This is a genomic window from Pseudoduganella sp. LjRoot289 (assembly GCF_964252925.1).
Lineage (GTDB): Bacteria > Pseudomonadota > Gammaproteobacteria > Burkholderiales > Burkholderiaceae_D > Rugamonas.
Map to the genome: position 1 here is coordinate 6,201,481 of NZ_CAXUPN020000001.1, position 14,057 is coordinate 6,215,537.

Here is a 14,057-nt window from a genome sequence, read left to right on the forward strand (position 1 = left end):
TGTTTTATGGTCAGTGTGAGATCAGAAAGTCCGTAACCTTGTTCCAGTCCAGCCACACCCACGCGGGCGAACACGCCCACGAATACTGCGAAGCATGCGGCCAAAAGCTGCCCAGGCACGACGGCTACGGCTATGGCGGGCCGCGCAAGCACAACCGTATCGGCATCGGCATCTCGATTGCGCTGCACTTGCTGATCGTCGCGTATTACCTGTTCCATCCCAAGGACAAGATCACCATCAAGCCGCCCGCGAAAGAGGGTGAAATGGTGTGGGTGGCGCCGCTGAAGGACAAGCCTGCGCCGAAAGCCAAGCCGGAACCGAAGAAAACCGAGGTGGCGAAAGCCGCGCCGCAGCCGCGCCGCGAGTCGAAAGTCGTCAGCAAGACGGCCAAGCCCAAGCTGGAAACCTTCGTGCCGCCGGTGCAGGCCACCATGAAGCCGCCGACCCCGGCGCCGGAAGAGGACATGATGGCGCGCGTGGAAGCGGCCCGCAAGCGCCGCGCCGACGCCAATCCGCAGCCCCAGGCGGAGCCGCAGGAAAGCGAAAACGACCGCGCCAACCGCATCGCGCGCGCCAACATCATGGGCGCGCAGGGACGCAACGCGGCCGGCGAGCGCGACGAGACGGGCGGCATCTTCTCCATCGTCAACAAGTCGGGCTTGAGCGCGGACATCAAGTTCCGGGGCTGGAACACCAACTTCAAGCGCAACTGGTCGCAGCAGGTGCACGTCGAGCTGGGCACCGACATCGACATCGAAACCGCCATCGTGCGCCGGATGATCGATCTGATCCGCAAAGAGAAACCGGGCGAGTTCCAGTGGGAATCGCACCGCCTGGGCAAGGTCATCACCATGAACGCCGGCAAGCCCTACCAGGCCGAACTGGAAGCCTTCCTGCTGAAGGAATTCTTCCCGAACTACCGCCGATAATCCCGCAGGCAACCGCCGCCGGCGGGCCTGGCACAGGAGCGCAGATGAAACGACGCATGGCAGCGACTATCTTGTTGGGGGCATGCCTGGCCTGGGCCGGCGGGGCGCGGGCCGAGGTTGCTGCGGGCGGCGTGATGCGGGTCGACACGCGCGGCGTCAGCGTGCCGCTCTACGCGGCGTGGCGCGAGGACGCTGTCGCCACCGTCGTGCTGTACTCGGGCGGCAACGGCGGCTACGGCCAGGTCGGCGCCGACGGCTGGCCCGGCAGCCAGAACTTCCTGGTCCGCGCCGCCCGGCTGTTCGCCGCGCAGCCGTTCAATGTGGTGCTGGTGGGCCTGGCGCCGGACCTGCGCGAGCTCGACGGTAGGGCCAGGCTGGGCGACAGCCACGCGCAGGACAACCAAGCCATTTTCAAGGCCATCAAGGCCAAAAGCGCGGCGCCGCTGTGGCTGGTGGGCACCAGCATGGGCACCATTTCGGTCGCGGCCGCGGCGATCCGCGACGGCGCCGCCGGCGACGTGGCCGGCATCGTGCTGACGTCGACAGTGACGGCGTACAAGCGGGAGGGCGCCGTGCCCACGCAGGACATCGGCAAGATCAAGGTGCCGGTGCTGGTCGTGCACCACCAGCAGGACGCTTGCGGCATCTGCCGCCCCTGGGAGGCGAAAACACTGGCGTCGCGGCTGGGCGGCGCCCCGGTGACGAAAACCATGCTGGTCGACGGCGGGAGCGAGCCCGGGGGAGATGTCTGCGGAGCGCTGCACTACCACGGCTTCATCGGCATGGAACAGCAGGCCGTGGACCTGATCGCCAACTGGATCCGGCATCCGGCCCCCTGAAGCGCCGGCTTTGCTTAGCCTTCAGCTTGGGCGCGCTGTCGCGCGTATAAAAGCAAAAAGGCAAAAGGGGCCAGGGTTATTTATTCTCCGGGCGGAGAAAAATAACCCTGGCCCTTTTTAATATTTGACCCTGGCCCCTTTTTCGGGGCTGGTGTTTTTCAGGCTTTGAGCTTGCGCGCGATGTCGAGGGCGAAGTAGGTCAGCACGCCGTCGGCGCCGGCGCGCTTGAAGGCCAGCATGGATTCCATCATCACCTTGTCGTGGTCGAGCCAGCCGTTTTGCGCGGCCGCCTTGATCATCGCGTATTCGCCGCTGACCTGGTAGGCGAAGGTCGGCACCTTGAACTCGTCCTTCACGCGGCGCACAATGTCCAGGTAGGGCATGCCGGGCTTGACCATCACCATGTCGGCCCCTTCCTGCAGGTCCAGCGCCACTTCGCGCAGCGCTTCGTTGCCGTTGGCCGGGTCCATCTGGTAGGTGTTCTTGTCGCCCTTGCCCAGGTTCTTGGCCGAGCCCACCGCGTCGCGGAACGGGCCGTAGAACGCCGACGCGTACTTGGCCGAGTAGGCCATGATGCGGGTGTGGATGTGGCCGGCTTCCTCCAGCGCGGCGCGGATGGCGCCGATGCGCCCGTCCATCATGTCCGACGGCGCCACCACGTCCACCCCGGCGTCGGCCTGGCACAGCGCCTGGCGCACCAGCATGGCTGTGGTGATGTCGTTGAGCACGTAACCGTTGTCGTCGATCAGGCCGTCCTGGCCGTGGCTGGTGTACGGGTCCAGCGCGACGTCGGTCAGGATGCCCAGCTCGGGGAAGGCTTGCTTGAGGGCGCGCACGGCGCGCGGCACCAGGCCTTCGGGATTGGTCGCCTCGATGCCGTCCGGCGTCTTCAGCGCGCTGGCTATCACCGGGAACAGGGCCAGCACGGGAATGCCCAGCGCCACGCATTCTTCCGCCACCTTCAGCAGCAGGTCGACCGACACCCGCTCCACGCCCGGCATCGACGCTACCGGCTCGCGCTGGTTCGCGCCGTCGAGGATGAACACAGGGTAGATCAGGTCGGACGCGGTCACCGCGTTTTCGCGCATCAGGGCGCGCGAGAACGGGTCGCGGCGCATGCGGCGCATGCGGATGGCGGGGAAGGGCGTGTTGTGGGCCATAGTTCCAGGGTTCCTAGGGTTGGTTGATCAGGTCGGTTTATCCGCGTGTTCGTCCACGTCGTCCAGCTCGTCGTCATCGCCGTCCACCGGGTCGATCAGCTCGGCCTGTTCGGACGCGGCTTCCTCGTCCAGGCCGGCCAGTTCGACGATCTTGGCGGTGGCTTCGTCGATGCCGACCCGCTTCAGGGCCGAGAACAGTTGCACGGTGAAGGGGAAGCCTTCGCCGTCCTCGTCCACGTAGCTGGCCAGCTTGGCTTGCGCCTGGCGCAGCACGGTGGTCGATTCGCTGCGGGTCAGCTTGTCTACCTTGGTCAGGATGCAGTGGATGGGCTTGCCGGTCGGGGCGAACCATTCCAGCATCTGCACGTCCAGGTCGGTGAACGGGCGGCGCGAATCCATGATCAGGATCAGGCCGGCCAGCTGTTCGCGCTGCTGGATGTAGTCGCCCAGCAGGCGCTGCCAGTACAGCTTGGTGTTTCCGGACACTTCGGCGTAGCCGTAGCCCGGCAAGTCGACCAGCATGCACTGGATCTCGTCGACATTGGTCGGGTCCTTGCGGTGCATGGCCACGTGGGCGCCGCCGATCGAGAAGAAATTGATGTGCTGGGTGCGGCCTGGCGTTTTCGACGCGAAAGCGAGCCCCTTCTGGTTGCACAGGATATTGATGGAGGTCGACTTGCCGGCGTTGGAGCGGCCGGCGAAGGCGATTTCGGGCACCGTGGTATTTGGCAGTTCGCGCAAATGGTTTACGGTGGTAAAGAAGCGGGCTTGCCAGAGTTTGGACATGGGAGGGGATGGGCAGAAATGCAACAAAGAAAGCTAAAACGGCGAAAAGCTATTGTACAATAAGGGGTTACGAATTGTTGCCATGCAAAAAAGCAAATAGAGGCAGGCGACAGTCCCGCCATTTTTTTCACTAGTCTCAGGGTGTTTGAATGAATCGTGCGTTTTCCCCGTTTGTAAAGTCCTTGCTCGTTGCATTGCTGGCCGTTTCGGGTGCCGCATCGGCCGCCGAACATGCAGCCACCCCAGCGAAAGCCGATCCCGCCAAAGGCGGCAGCCTGTATGCCGACGGCGACAACGCCCGCGGCTTGCCGGCCTGCGTGTCCTGCCATGGCGCGTCGGGCAATTCCACCATCGCAGCCAACCCGAAACTGGCGGGCCAGCCGGAAGCGTATCTGTACAAACAGCTGGTGAATTTCGCCTCGCCGTCGCGCAGCAATCCGGTGATGAGCACCTATGCGAAGATGCTGACCGAGGATGAAAAGAAAAACATCGCGGCCTATCTGAGCACCCAGGCACCGAAAGCCGGCGCCGCCAAGAACAAGGACACCGTCGAACTGGGCAAGAAGATCTACCGCGGCGGCATCGCCGAGAAGAACGTGCCCGCCTGCGCCAGCTGCCACGGCCCCGCCGGCGCCGGCATTCCGGCCATGTACCCACGCCTGGGCGGCCAGCACCAGGACTACACGGTGGCGCAGTTGACCGCCTTCCGCGGTGAGGGGCGCAAGAACAGCCCGGAGATGAGCACCATCGCCAAGCGCCTGTCGGACGATGAAATGAAGGCAGTGGCCGACTACGTGGCCGGCCTGAAGTAATTCCCGGTGCCATCCGGCGCCTGACGTGCGCCTGAGCGGCGCCGGATATAGCGCTTATATGGCAGTGAGTATCGAAAAGAGGGCGGCCGCGTAAGCGGGCTGCCCTTTTTGTTGGTATTCTGCTGCCAGCCCTTTGAGAGATAGTGTCCGCATGAGCACCACCAGCACCGCCGGTATCACAATGAAGACCCGCCGTCCGGCAATCGACGCCACCGTCGAACTGCTGTCCTCGATGCGCTTCGCCATCAGCCTGCTGACCATGATCGCGATCGCCTCGGTGATCGGCACGGTGATGAAGCAGAACGAGCCGATGTCCAACTACGTGAACCAGTTCGGCCCGTTCTGGTTCGAAGTGTTCGACAAGATCGGCCTGTACGCCGTGTACTCGGCCTGGTGGTTCCTGGCCATCATGGGCTTCCTGGTGCTGTCGACGTCGCTGTGCATCATCCGCAATGCGCCCAAGATGATGAAGGACATGCGCAGCTGGCGCGAGAACGTGCGCGAGCAGTCGCTGCTGAACTTCCACCACAAGAACGACTGGCAGTCGCCGCTGCCGCGCGCCGCGCTGGCGCAGCAGATGGCGCAGCGCCTGGGCCACGCCGGCTACCGGTCGCGCGTCGTCGAGAAGGAACACGCGACCCTGGTGACCGCCAAGCGCGGCGCCGGCGCCAAGTTCGGCTACATCTTCGCCCACACCGCCATCGTGGTGATCTGCATCGGCGGCCTGCTCGACTCGGACATGCCGATCCGCTTCCAGGAATGGTTCATGGGCAAGACCCCGTTTGCAGGCAGCGGCGTCATCGCCGAGATCCCGGCGCAGCACCGCCTCGGCCTGGGCAACCCGACCTACCGCGCCAACACCGCCATCCCCGAGGGGCAGGGCAGCAACACCGCCATCATCCCGCGCGCGGACGGCGTGCTGATCCAGGAACTGCCGTTCACCATCCTGCTGAAAAAATTCAATATCGATTTCTACAGCACCGGCATGCCCAAGCTGTTCGCCAGCGAAGTCGAGGTGCGCGACCATGAGACCGGCAAGACCTTCAGCTCGGTCATCGAGGTGAACAAGCCGCTGATCTACAAGGGCCTGGCGGTCTACCAGTCCAGCTTCGAGGACGGCGGCACCAAGCTCAAGCTCAAGGGCTATCCGATGGCGGGCACCGGCTCGGCCAGCTTCGAACTGGCGGGCGAGGTGAATGCCGCGACACCGCTCTCGCTCGGGTCCGGCCAGGCCTACACCGTTGAATGGTCCGGTTTCCGTCCCTTCAACGTCGAGAACATGTCGACCCAGGACGCGCGCAGCGTGGCCCAGGGAGAGAAGCTGGAAGAGGGCTTCGCGCGCGGACTGGGCAAACAGCTCGGTTCGGCCGCCAAGAACGCCAACAACAAGGACTTGAAGAATGTCGGCCCGAGCGTGCAGTACAAGCTGCGCGACAAGACCGGCCAGGCGCGCGAGTTCCAGAACTACATGCAGCCGGTGACCATAGACGGCGCCACCGTGTTCCTGGCCGGCGTGCGCAGCAATCCGGGCGACCCGTTCAGCTATCTGCGCATCCCGGCCGACGGCGACCATACCGTCAAGGAGTGGATGCGCTTGCGCGCCGCGCTGAACGATCCGGCCCTGCGCGCGGCAGCCGCCGAACGCTACGCGCGCCGCGCCATGCCGGCCGCCGGCGCGGGTTCCAGCAAGGTGCTGCGCGAGCAGCTGGCGCAGTCGTCGGCGCGCAGTCTGAACATGTTCGCCGGCGAGGACGGCGCCAAAGAGGACGGCGCCAGGGGCGGCGGCTTCGTCGCCATCTCCCGCTTCCTGGAGAAAGTGCCGCAGGCCGAGCAGGAAAAAGCGGCCGACATCTTCATGAAGATCCTGAACGGCAGCATGTGGGAACTGTGGCAGGCCGCGCGCGAGAAGGACGGCTTGCCGCCGGTCGAAGGCAACGAGCAGCATGGCCGCTTCCTGCAGTTGGCCACCAACGCCCTGTCGGACAGCACCTTCTACGGCGCCCCCGTCTATTTGCAGCTGGACGAGTTCACCGAGGTGAAAGCGTCCGTGTTCCAGGTGACCAAGTCGCCCGGCAAGAACGTGGTGTACCTGGGCTGCCTGTTCCTGGTGCTGGGCGTGTTTTCGATGTTCTACATCCGCGAACGCCGCCTGTGGGTCTGGATCAAGGACAGCGAGCAGGGCGCCCATGCGCTGATGGCCATGAGCACGCAGCGCAAGACCCTCGATTTCGACAAGGAATTCGCGGAGCTGAAAGAAAAACTGCCGCAATCGGCGTAAGCTGGACGCGGCACACAAGCAGTTAGGGAGACAAAATGGAAATGACGCAGACTCAAACGTACACCCAGGCGCCGGGCTATTTCAAGCGCCTGAACGTGGTCGACTGGCTGTTCGCGCTGGCGCTGGCCGGCGGCGCGCTGTTCGCGCTGAACCGCTACGGCGCCCATATGGACATCTACGAGAAGGTGATCCTGCTGGCCGCGGCGCCCGCGTTCGCGGCGCTGGGATGGCACTGGAAGCCGGTGCGCTGGTTCATGCCGCTGGCCTTCGCGCTGGCGCTGCTGGCGGTGGCCATGTACGGCGGCAGCCTGGAGGCGGCCAACCAGAAGTTCTGGCTGCGCTACATGCTGTCGAGCCAGTCCGCCATCCTGTGGATGAGCACCTTCTTCTTCCTGTCGACGCTGTTCTACTGGATCGGCATGGTGGGGAATTCGTCCATGGGCTACACGGTCGGCTCCAAGCTGTGCTGGGCCGCGCTGGTGATCGGCCTGACCGGCATGCTGGTGCGCTGGTACGAGTCCTACCTGATCGGCATGGACGTGGGCCACATCCCCGTGTCCAACCTGTACGAAGTGTTCATCCTGTTCTCGCTGATCACGGCCATGTTCTACCTGTACTACGAGGCCCACTACAAGACCCGCCAGCTGGGCGCCTTCGTGCTGCTGGTGATCTCGGCGGCGGTCGGCTTCCTGCTGTGGTACACCGTCTCGCGCGGCGCTTCCGACATCCAGCCGCTGGTGCCGGCGCTGCAAAGCTGGTGGATGAAAATCCACGTGCCGGCCAATTTCATCGGCTACGGCACCTTCGCGCTGGCGTCCATGGTGGGCTGGGCCTACCTGCTCAAACATGAAAAGATCCGCACCCTGTGGCAGGCGCTGGTGATCGCCCCCGTCGTGCTGCTGGCGCTGGCCTGGCTGATCGCCTACCTGGCCGGCGCGGGCGAGGCCGTCATCAAGGGCATGGTCAACGCCAGCCGCTTCACGGCGGTGCTGGTGGTGCTGTTCGCCGTCACCAATCTGCTGCGCGACCGCCTGGCCGCGCGCATCCCGGACGCCGAAACGCTGGAGGACGTGATGTACAAGGCCATTTCGGCCGGCTTCGCCTTCTTCACCATCGCCACCATCCTGGGCGCGCTGTGGGCGGCCGAGGCGTGGGGCGGCTACTGGTCGTGGGATCCGAAGGAAACCTGGGCGCTGATCGTCTGGCTCAACTACGCGGCCTGGCTGCACATGCGTTTGATGTCCGGCCTGCGCGGCAAAGTGGCGGCCTGGTGGGCGCTGGTGGGCCTGCTGGTGACCACCTTCGCCTTCCTCGGCGTGAACATGTTCCTGTCCGGTTTGCATTCCTACGGCAAGCTGTAAATCCCCCCGCCGTGCCGGTCCGCCATGGGCCGGCACGGCCGCCGCACTGCCCTCCGCCCTGAAATGGCGCTCTGCCTCCCTGCGCTGTATCCCCGCTCTGCATCCCCGCTATGCATCCCCGGTCTGTAATCCCTGTCTGTATCCCATCTGTAGCGACTTGCTGCCCTGATGCAAGCCCGTGTATCGGCGCGTCCGCCGGACACACGGGGATACAAAAACCCGCTTTCCCTCCGCCGCCGCATTCCATAAGATCGCATCTGATTTAATCGTAAGCGCTTGATTAAGCGCTGCTTAGATCACTTATTCATAAGGAATCCGATGAAGTCTATCAAAACGGCGGCCCTCGCCCTGGCCGTCCTGGCGCCGGGCCTGGCCAGCGCGGCATTTCCGGACGTGGTCGTCTCCGGTGCGAAGAACGTGGTGCTGGTGCATGGCGCCCATGTCGACGGATCGAGCTGGCGCGCGATCCACGATCAGCTCTGGATCCGGGGCTACAAGGTCACCGTGGTACAGCAGCCGCACACCTCGCTGGACGAGGACGTGGCGGCGGCGCGCGAGGCCATCGACAGCCAGGACGGTCCCGTGGTGCTGGTGGGCCACGACTCCGGAGGCGCCGTCATTTCGATCGCCGGCGTCAGCGGCAAGGTCGGGGCGCTGGTCTACATCGCCGCCATCCAGCCCGAGATCGGCGAGAGCGTGTCGGAACTGGCCGCTTCCAGGCCGCTCCCGTCCAGTGCCGTGAAATCGACGCGCGACGGCCGCCTGTACATCGAACCGGCCAGGTTCAACGACGTGTTCGCCGCCGACCTGCCGCCCAACCGCACCAACTTCATGTCGGTCGCGCAGCCCAAGGTGGCCCGCGCGGCGCTCGATGCGCCGGTGTGGGCTGCCGCCTGGCGCGGCAAGCCGTCCTACGCCATCGTCGCCACCGACGACCGCTTCCTGAACCCCGAGCTGCAGCGCTGGATGTACCGGCGCGCCGGCGCCAGGGTGACGGAAATCAAAGCCAGCCATTCCCTGCAATTGTCGCAACCGGAAGCGGTGGCGCAAGTGGTGGTGCAAGCCGCCTTGAACGTCAAGTAAGCCAACCCGAAAGGATCAAACGATGAAAACCTCCCCTGCAGCCCTGGCCGCCTCGCTGGCCCTCGCCCTGTGCGCATCCGGCGCGCACGCCGCCGACGTCAAGAAGCCGATGGAAAAGTGCTACGGCGTGTCGCAGGCCGGCCAGAACGACTGCTCCGCCGGACCGGGCACCTCGTGCGCCGCCACCTCCAGGACCGACTACCAGGGCGATGCCTGGGTGCTGGTCGAGAAGGGCAGCTGCACCAGCATCAAAACGCCCAAAGGCTATGGCTCCCTCACCCCCCTCGCTTCGAAATAAACACCAAGGAGTATCACCATGAACCAGCAACTGAAATCCCAGGTCTTGCGCGCCGGCGCCGCTGCGCTGTTGGCGTTGTCGTCGATGAGCGCGGTCGTGCCCGCGCACGCCGAAAAGCCGGAACAGCCGGGCCGCTGCTACGGCGTCAACACCTGCAAGGGCACCAGCTTGTGCGCGACCGCCAAGAACGACTGCAAGGGCCTGAACGACTGCAAGGGCGAGGGCGTGCTGGTCAAGACGCCGTCCGAATGCAAGGCGCTGGGCGGCACCTTGACCGAGCAAGAGTAATCACGGCAAGCCTGTCCGGCAGCGGACGGGCTTCCGGCCTTTTCAAGCGAGCGCGAACATGTCTGCATTGCCACCTCCCCGACCTTTTTCCGGCTACGGCCTCGGGCTGCGCCGGGAGCATTACCGGCACTTTCTCGACACCGGCGTGCCGGTCGATTTCGTCGAAGCCGTCTCCGAAAATTTCATGGTCGATGGCGGACAGCCGCGCCATATCCTGCGGCAGGTGCGCGAGCGCTATCCGGTGGCCATGCATGGCGTGTCGATGTCGATCGGATCGGCCGACGGCTTGCGGCGCGACTACCTGCTGCGCCTGAAGGCACTGGCCGACGAAATCGAGCCGCTGTTCGTGTCGGACCACCTGAGCTGGTCCCGCATCGGCAGCTTCAACGCGCACGACCTGCTGCCGCTGCCCTACACGGAGGAGGCGCTCGACATCGTGTGCAACAACATCGACATGGCGCAAAACGTGCTCGGCCGTACCATGCTGTTCGAGAATCCGTCGAGCTACCTGGCCCTGCCCGGCGCGGCCATGCGCGAATGGGAATTTCTCGCCGAGATGAGCCGCCGCACGGGCTGCGCTTTGCTGCTCGACGTCAACAACGTCTACGTCAGCGCCGGCAACCACGGCTTCGACGCGCATGCGTTCCTGCAAGGTATTCCAGCCGACCGGGTGTTCCAGATCCATCTGGCCGGTCACAGCCGGGGCAGCGAATTGCTGATCGACACGCACGACAGCGCAGTCGCCGACGGGGTGTGGGCCTTGTACGCCGAGGCCGTCGCGCGCTGCGGGCCGGTGGCGACAATGATAGAGCGCGACGACAACATGCCCGCGCTGGCCGAGCTGCTTTCCGAACTGGACCGCGCCCGCCTTGCCGGCGTGCAGGCGGCGGCATGATGTTGGCCGACCTGCAGGGCGACTTCCGCAGCTGGCTGACCAGCGCTTCTGCCGGCGCCGCCAGCCGCCTGGGCGGCGGCTCGGGGGCAGGACTGGCTGTGTACCGGAACAACTACCGCGCCCAGTTGGTGGGTTGCCTGGGGGAAAGCTATCCGCGATTGCGCGCCCTCGTCGGCGAGGAGCGGTTTCTCCACGCGGCCACGGCGCATATCGGCGCCCATCCTCCGCATGCGTGGACGCTGGACGCTTACGCGGACGAATTCGGCACGACGCTGCAAGCGCTGTTCCCGCACAACCCCGACCTGCATGAACTGGCCTGGATAGAGCATGCGTTGTCGGCCGCTTTCGTGGCGCCGGACGCCCAGCCGCTCGCGCCCTCCGCGCTGGCCGCCGTGGACTGGGAGCAGGCCCGCCTGCGCTTCAGTCCCACGCTGCGCCTCGCGCCGCTGACCACCAACGCAAGCGACATCTGGTGGGCCCTGCACGCCGGGCAGCCGGCCCCGGAGGCGGAGATGCTGTCCGGTGCGGGCGGAGTGATGGTCTGGCGGCGCGGCTATGTGTCCAGCGTGCGCGCGCTCGACGCGCTCGATTTCGAGGCCCTGGTGCTGGCCAGCGGCAACGGCGATCGCCATGGCGCAGGCAATGGCGATAGTGGCGACAGTGGCGGCAGCTTCGGCGCGCTGTGCGGCATGCTCATCGGCCGGCTTGGCGAGGCCGGGGGCGTGGCGAAAGCCGGTGCGCTGCTGGCCGACTGGATAGGCAGCGAACTGATCATAGGACTGGACAAGCAGGGAGCCGGCCATGGGTGACCGTGCCGGCGTCCCCCCGTCGCCCGCCGTGCTGCCGCCGCTGTCCCTGCAGCGGGTTGCGACCGATGTGCTCGACATTGCCTACTTCAGCGCCGGACCGGAGGAGGGCAAGCCGGTCGTCCTGCTGCACGACCTGCTGTACGGACCGCAAAGCTACGCGCGGGTCGCGCGGCTGCTTGCCGCACAGGGCCTGCGCGTGCTGGTGCCGCACTTGCGCGGCCACGGGCAGACCGTTTTCAGGGATGCGGCCACGCCGCGTTCCGGACAGCAGGCAGCATTCGGCCTGGATGCGATTGCCCTGATCGACGCCCTGCACATCCCGGAGGCGGTCTTCGCCGGGTTCGGCTGGGGCGCCACCGCCGCCTGCGCCGTGGCCGTGCTCAAGCCGACCCGCTGTGCCGGCCTGGTGTCCGTGGATGGCTACCAGCTCGACGATCCCGCCCGGCTCGCCGAACCGCTGGCGCCCGAGGCCGAAGCGCGGCTTTGGCACCAGTATTACCTTCAGACCGAGCGTGGCCGCGCAGGGCTGGCGGCGTACCCGCGCGCCATCGCGCGCAGCCTGTGGCAGGCCCAATCCAGGGGCGGGCGCGTCGACGCCGCCGCCTTCGAGCTGATCGCGGGCGGCTTCGACAATCCCGATCTTGCCGCGATCGTCACCCACGCGCACCGCCACCGTTTCGGCAGCGCGGCGGGCGACCCGCGATACGGCAAAACGGAAAGCAAGCTTGCGCTGCGCCCGGCAATTGCGGTGCCTGCCATCACGCTGGCCGCCGCGCCAGGCGATAGCCCGGCCGGCACGAGGGAGGCCAGCGGCGCTGCGCCGGCCGCCGGCACGCTTGCCGCCGGCTTTCGCGGGCCCCACAGTCGCCGCCAGCTTGCCGCCACCGGCCACCATGTGCCGCACGAAGCGCCCCAGGCTTTTGCGGACGCGGTTGCCGACTTGGCGCGAGAAGGCCATTGGCGGACCTGACCGCCCGCTTTTCAACCACCTGCCTGCCCCTACCATCATGACGACTCGAACCACCAGACTCAACTCCCTGCTGGCGCGGCTGCTCCCGGCCCCGCTGCTCCTGCTGCTCGCGCGCCTGTCCGTCGCGGCCGTCTTCTTCCTGTCCGGCCGCACCAAGGTGCAGGGCCTGTTCACCATCAAGGACGCGGCCTACGAGCTGTTCCTCTACGAATACGCCTTGCCCCTCATTCCTGCCGAATTCGCGGCGCAGCTGGCCACGGCGGCCGAGCACGTATTGCCCGCCATGCTGGTCGCCGGCCTGTTTACGCGTTCGGCCGCTGCGGGCCTGCTCGGCATGACGGCGGTCATCCAGCTGTTCGTCTATCCGGCCGCCTGGCCCACGCACCTGAGCTGGGCCGCGCTGCTGCTGCCCCTCATTGCGTCGGGCGCCGGTGCATGGTCGCTGGACCATGCCTGGCGTGGGCGCCAAGGCTTTAAGCGGAACGTAAACGCCGCGCGCGGCGGATTGGTGTAAGGTTATCCATGTCTCGGCCGACAGAGCTGATACGAGCCCCTTTTATCCGGAGTAGTCATGTTGATCAAACGCAGTCCCAACGGTATCGATCTGCCGTTTCCGTCAGAAATCACGCCGCGCGAGGTGTTTGAATCGCGCCGCAGCTTCATCAAGCAGATCGCGGCCGGCACCATCGCCAGCGGCGCGCTGCTCGAGATGGTCAACCGCGAAGCTTTCGCCCAGGGCGTCCCTGGAAAACTGGGCGCCAAGCTCAATCCCGCGTATTCCGCCCTCGACAAGCAAACCGCCTATAAAGACGCGACCACCTATAACAACTTCTACGAGTTCGGCACCGCGAAGGAAGACCCGGCGCACAACGCCCACACGCTGAAACCGCGCCCGTGGACGGTGAGCATCGAAGGCGAAGTCAAGAAGCCGATGACGCTGGACCTGGACCAGCTGCTCAAGCTGGCGCCGCTGGAGGAGCGCGTGTACCGGCTGCGCTGCGTGGAAGGCTGGTCCATGGTGATCCCGTGGGTCGGCTATTCGCTGTCCGAGCTGATCAAGAAAGTCGAGCCGACCGGCAACGCCAAATACGTCGAGTTCATCTCGCTGGCCGACAAGAAGCAGATGCCGGGCGTGGGCAGCCGGGTGCTGACCTGGCCCTATGTGGAAGGCTTGCGCATGGACGAGGCCATGCATCCGCTGGCGCTGCTGACCCTGGGCATGTACGGCGACGTGCTGCCGAACCAGAACGGTGCGCCGGTGCGCATCGTGCTGCCGTGGAAATACGGCTTCAAGTCGGCCAAGTCCATCGTCAAGATCCGCTTCGTCAAGGAGCAGCCGCGCACCGCGTGGAACGAGGCGGCGGCGTCCGAGTACGGCTTCTATTCCAACGTGAACCCGGAAGTGGACCACCCGCGCTGGTCGCAGGCGTCCGAACGCCGCATCGGCGAGGACGGCTTCCTGGTACGCAAGCGCAAGACGCTGATGTTCAACGGCTACACCGACGTGGCGCCGCTGTACGCCGGCATGGACTTGAAGAAGTTCTTCTGA

Annotated in this window: 15 protein-coding genes; 13 read left to right on the forward strand and 2 right to left on the reverse strand. The window is 65.7% G+C overall.

The features are described 5' to 3' along the window. The first annotated feature begins 38 nt into the window (after positions 1–38). Entirely contained in the window at positions 39–929 is an 891-nt protein-coding gene (locus ACSQ8Y_RS26700) for a cell envelope integrity protein TolA (protein ID WP_436269405.1), read from the forward strand. A gap of 56 nt (positions 930–985) precedes the next feature. Further along, positions 986–1,768, forward strand: a complete 783-nt coding sequence (locus ACSQ8Y_RS26705; RefSeq protein WP_436269406.1) for an alpha/beta hydrolase — start codon at positions 986–988, stop codon at positions 1,766–1,768. 158 nt (positions 1,769–1,926) lie between these two features. On the opposite strand, the gene hemB is transcribed toward ACSQ8Y_RS26705, so the two are convergent. After that, positions 1,927–2,928 (reverse strand): porphobilinogen synthase, encoded by a 1,002-nt coding sequence (gene hemB, locus ACSQ8Y_RS26710; protein ID WP_436269407.1) that lies wholly within the window; start codon positions 2,926–2,928, stop codon positions 1,927–1,929. A gap of 27 nt (positions 2,929–2,955) precedes the next feature. Next, positions 2,956–3,714: a ribosome biogenesis GTP-binding protein YihA/YsxC gene (gene yihA, locus ACSQ8Y_RS26715; RefSeq protein WP_436269408.1), complete on the reverse strand. Its 759-nt coding sequence runs from the start codon at positions 3,712–3,714 to the stop codon at positions 2,956–2,958. Positions 3,715–3,863: 149 nt separating this feature from the next. Here yihA and ACSQ8Y_RS26720 point away from each other — a divergent pair, with 149 nt between their 5' ends. The 11 genes from ACSQ8Y_RS26720 to msrP all read left to right on the forward strand — a co-directional run bounded on the left by ACSQ8Y_RS26720 (position 3,864) and on the right by msrP (position 14,057). Beyond that, the gene (locus ACSQ8Y_RS26720) at positions 3,864–4,526 is read left to right on the forward strand and encodes a c-type cytochrome (RefSeq protein WP_436269409.1); all 663 of its coding nucleotides are present in this window, start codon (positions 3,864–3,866) and stop codon (positions 4,524–4,526) included. 151 nt (positions 4,527–4,677) lie between these two features. Continuing rightward, a complete protein-coding gene (locus ACSQ8Y_RS26725; RefSeq protein WP_436269410.1) occupies positions 4,678–6,804 on the forward strand; it encodes a cytochrome c biogenesis protein ResB in 2,127 nt (708 codons plus the stop codon). Between the two features lie 35 nt (positions 6,805–6,839). Next, positions 6,840–8,165, forward strand: a complete 1,326-nt coding sequence (ccsB, locus tag ACSQ8Y_RS26730; RefSeq protein WP_436269411.1) for a c-type cytochrome biogenesis protein CcsB — start codon at positions 6,840–6,842, stop codon at positions 8,163–8,165. A 318-nt stretch (positions 8,166–8,483) separates the two neighbouring features. Beyond that, a complete protein-coding gene (locus ACSQ8Y_RS26735) occupies positions 8,484–9,248 on the forward strand; it encodes an alpha/beta fold hydrolase (RefSeq protein WP_436269412.1) in 765 nt (254 codons plus the stop codon). Positions 9,249–9,270: 22 nt separating this feature from the next. Continuing rightward, a complete protein-coding gene (locus ACSQ8Y_RS26740) occupies positions 9,271–9,546 on the forward strand; it encodes a BufA1 family periplasmic bufferin-type metallophore (RefSeq protein ID WP_436269413.1) in 276 nt (91 codons plus the stop codon). 18 nt (positions 9,547–9,564) lie between these two features. Beyond that, entirely contained in the window at positions 9,565–9,834 is a 270-nt protein-coding gene (bufA2, locus tag ACSQ8Y_RS26745) for a BufA2 family periplasmic bufferin-type metallophore (protein WP_436269414.1), read from the forward strand. A 58-nt stretch (positions 9,835–9,892) separates the two neighbouring features. Then, positions 9,893–10,729 carry an MNIO family bufferin maturase gene (gene bufB / locus ACSQ8Y_RS26750; protein WP_436269415.1) on the forward strand — a complete coding sequence of 279 codons (837 nt, stop codon included), beginning with the start codon at positions 9,893–9,895 and terminating at the stop codon, positions 10,727–10,729. Further along, complete coding sequence (locus tag ACSQ8Y_RS26755) at positions 10,726–11,538, forward strand: HvfC/BufC family peptide modification chaperone (RefSeq protein ID WP_436269416.1); 813 nt, start codon at positions 10,726–10,728, stop codon at positions 11,536–11,538. Before bufB ends, ACSQ8Y_RS26755 begins: the two co-directional genes overlap by 4 nt. Beyond that, entirely contained in the window at positions 11,531–12,508 is a 978-nt protein-coding gene (locus tag ACSQ8Y_RS26760) for an alpha/beta fold hydrolase (RefSeq protein ID WP_436269417.1), read from the forward strand. Before ACSQ8Y_RS26755 ends, ACSQ8Y_RS26760 begins: the two co-directional genes overlap by 8 nt. 37 nt (positions 12,509–12,545) lie before the next feature. After that, complete coding sequence (locus ACSQ8Y_RS26765; RefSeq protein ID WP_436269418.1) at positions 12,546–13,022, forward strand: DoxX family protein; 477 nt, start codon at positions 12,546–12,548, stop codon at positions 13,020–13,022. Positions 13,023–13,079: 57 nt separating this feature from the next. Beyond that, a complete protein-coding gene (gene msrP / locus ACSQ8Y_RS26770) occupies positions 13,080–14,057 on the forward strand; it encodes a protein-methionine-sulfoxide reductase catalytic subunit MsrP (RefSeq protein ID WP_436269419.1) in 978 nt (325 codons plus the stop codon).